This is a genomic window from Acinetobacter sp. AB03 (genome assembly GCF_058107045.1).
This window is the reverse complement of the sequence record NZ_JBUEBA010000012.1, coordinates 1-3424: the sequence shown is the minus strand read 5'-3', so window position 1 is coordinate 3424 and position 3424 is coordinate 1. Positions and strand designations below refer to the sequence as shown.

At 38.3% G+C, this 3424-nt stretch carries 3 protein-coding genes; all 3 read right to left on the bottom strand.

Annotation, left to right across the window (positions count from 1 at the left end; genetic code table 11):
* Positions 1–497 precede the first annotated feature (497 nt).
* The 3 genes from ACY3FQ_RS16755 to ACY3FQ_RS16745 are packed head-to-tail and all read right to left on the bottom strand — an operon-like array spanning position 498 to position 3122.
* Complete coding sequence (locus ACY3FQ_RS16755; RefSeq protein WP_168730794.1) at positions 498–1298, bottom strand: ABC transporter ATP-binding protein; 801 nt, start codon at positions 1296–1298, stop codon at positions 498–500.
* The gene (locus ACY3FQ_RS16750) at positions 1291–2154 is read right to left on the bottom strand and encodes an ABC transporter permease (protein WP_168730795.1); all 864 of its coding nucleotides are present in this window, start codon (positions 2152–2154) and stop codon (positions 1291–1293) included. The genes ACY3FQ_RS16755 and ACY3FQ_RS16750 overlap by 8 nt, the downstream gene beginning before the upstream one ends.
* A 32-nt stretch (positions 2155–2186) precedes the next feature.
* A complete protein-coding gene (locus ACY3FQ_RS16745; RefSeq protein WP_168730796.1) occupies positions 2187–3122 on the bottom strand; it encodes an ABC transporter substrate-binding protein in 936 nt (311 codons plus the stop codon).
* Positions 3123–3424: the final 302 nt, after the last annotated feature.

Sequence of the window (3424 nt, the reverse complement as noted above, 5' to 3'; positions counted from 1 at the left end):
GGCTTTGTTGCATAAATACCTAACAACATGATTTTATTAAATTTATTATTTGGTTGAAATTTATGAAAACCTTTAAAAATCAGTATCTTACAAAATGTTTATGCAACAAAGCCGTCTTAAAATAAAACTTAGATATTTACTGATTTCAATTGTATTCATGGTTCTTTAATCGGTTTTGTGGCGTAAGCGTTGTACTTTGTTAGGATATATGGAGATTAAAATGAACATCTATATGTTGTCTGAAAAGCTTATCATTTGTTGTTTGACTTAAATGTTTAAATTTGTTTACCGTAGTGGCCTTATAAGAGGGTGAGGAAATATCAAAAGAAACCTGTGTTGCTTTAAGATAATGTTTAGATTTTACACTATTTATTTTTCTGAATTTTTAAATAAGATAGAAGCATAGCCGTTCTTTAAGGGTATCAATTTACCTATGACCCATATCATCACAGGTAAATTTGATAGCCTTTAAACCGTGGCAAAATAGGTTTAATCAGTTAATGGGATTTGCCATGATGACCGACATGACTACTGAGCATATCAGTTAATTCTTGGCGGACTTGGTTAAATTCAGGTGAAGTAATTTGTCGTGGTCGCGCAAGCGGGATCGAATAATCGCGTTCGATTCGCCCTGGTCCTGCAGTCATGACCACCACACGATCGGCAAGCAGAACAGCTTCTTCAACCGCATGCGTCACAAAAATCACCGTTAAATTGGTTTTTTCCCAAATATCTAATAATTCATTTTGTAGACTTTCTCGAGTTAAAGCATCCAAGGCACCAAAAGGTTCGTCCATTAATAACACTTCACAATCATTGGCAAGTACACGTGCAATGGATACACGTTGTTTCATCCCACCTGATAATTGATTCGGGAAGTGATTGGCAAATTTGGTGAGTCCGACCATTTCAAGATAATGGTCGGTCAGTTCTTTTAATTTTGCTTCAGATAAGCCACGTTGTTTGGGGCCAAAAGCAATATTTTGACGGACAGTGAGCCATGGGAATAAACCATAATCCTGAAACACCATACCACGTTGAGAATCAGGTTCGGTAATTTCTGCACCATACATGGTGGCACTGCCTGTTGAAACCGTTTCAAAACCACCCATAATGCGGAGTAAAGTCGATTTGCCACAGCCTGAAGCACCAATCAAGCAAATAAATTCCCCCTTTTGAATTTTAAGATCAACATCTTTAAGGGCATGGATAGATTGACCATTTAAATCAAACACTTTGCTGACATGTTGGATATCTAAAATCGGTTTTGCAGTTGTTGAATTAGAGAGATTAGACATTATGTTGTGGGCTCCATTTTAATAAATAGTTATTGAGTGCAACCAATAAGCGATCAGTGATATAACCACTTACACCAATGACGATCATGCCGGCAATCACCACATCCGTACGTGACAACATACGGGCATCCATAATTGAGGCGCCTAAGCCTTCTTGGACACCTGTCATTTCACCTACGACAATTAAAAACCATGCAATACCATGTCCTAGACGTAAACCATTAAAAATAGAGGGTAAAGATGCAGGTAAAATCACTTGGTGGAACATGGATGGACCTTTACAACCCAACATAGCTGCTGCTTCAAAAAGACGTCCTTCTACGGATTTCACACCAAAAGTCGTATTAATGACGATGGGGAAAAACGCGCCAAGAAATACAATGAAAATTGCTGCATTTGGTCCCACACCAAAGAAAATCATAGAAAGCGGAAGCCATGCTGTGACAGGAATAGGGCGTAAAATTTGTAAGGTTGGATCTATAAACTGACGAACTTTTGCATTTTTACCAATCAGTAAGCCAAGTGGAATGGCAACCAATGCAGCAAGCGCAAATGCGCCATATACTCGACTGATAGAATGAATCCAGTTGGTGGCAAGACTGCCACTGAAGGCATCATCATAAATACCACCAAAAGCATAATCCCAAATCATTAGCACCACTTCTTTGGGTGATGGCACTAACATGGTTCCTGTTGCCCGTACAGTCATGTCCCAAGCGATTAATAAAAGAATTGGCAAAATAATAGGAACTAACCAAGTAAACGCCCAATTTTTAAATTTACGTTTTTGCTGTGCAGGCGCTGAGAAACTCACTGCTGTATCTGCTGTGATCGCACCAGAATTTGATTTTCCCATGAGAATATCCCCTCGATTTTGATTAAATTCAATTAATTTGCAGGAATAAATCTGGTATCTACAAACTGGTTAAAGGTCGGTAATTTACGGATTTGTTTGCGCTCAAGCATCATGGTGCTGTAGTACTGAACACGTTTATTCCATGTTGCATCTGCTTTCCAACTAAAAGATACGTTTTTAGAAGCTAAATCAGCCACAGGTGCAGATAACCCCAATCTTTTGCTGGCCATTTCTGCCACTGCCTGACGGTTGTTATTGGCATATTCGGTGGCTTTTTTATGAACCTGTAAGAAAACTTTAACCAGTTCAGGATTGGTTTTAAGGGTATTGGCATGTGTAGTCATGACAGTATTTAAATTACCCACTCCTGTTTTGTAGGGATATTCAAGCACTCTGCCTGTGCCACGTGTAATATTGACAGAAGGTCCTGGTTCTGAACCTGCATAGGCATCAATATCATGACGTTCTAATGCACCTGCCATTTCACTAAACGCTAGGCGGACAGGTTTAATGTCTTTTAGTGTCATGCCTTCTTCTTTTAGGCGTTCAAGAAAAATAGCTTCCTGAGTTGAACCGGGTAAAATCCCTACTTTCTTGCCTTTGAGATCTTTAAACTTCTGCACAGTTGAATTTTTAGCAACCACAATGCCAACACCACCATTACCGCTTGGTGCAATTACTTTTACAGGTTCACCAACGCTGGCACCCAAAATAGCCGCTGCCACACCATAAGTTCCAAAGTCTACCGATTTGGTGACAACCGCATTTTTACCATCTGTAGGGGTTTCAAAAGGGATGACCTGAATCTTGTAACCTGGTGGGGTAAATTTTTCATAAAAATGCGGCACAATGGAGTTAATCACTTTTAAGGTGCCTACTTTAATTACTTGATCGGCTGCATAACTTGCAGGAGATAAAATAACGCTAGAAATAAATAAAGATGGCATTAAATATTTACGTAAAGACATGGTTTGACCCCCAAAGCTATAGTTTTTGTACACTTTGTTGTATACAAGATTTTTCAATCACTTGGGTTAAAGCATGATTTATGCCAATTATTTGCACTTATTTTAAATAAATTAAACATCATAATGGTATGTTAAGAAAATATTATTATTATTTTGGGGCTTTGTTGCACAAACCTAGCATCAAAAGCTTATTCAGCAATATAATTTCAAAATGAATAAGCCAGCCTCTAAAATCTACCGTACAACCAATTGGTCATCCTATAACCGAGCCTTAATTAATCGAGGTAATATTTCCATTTGGT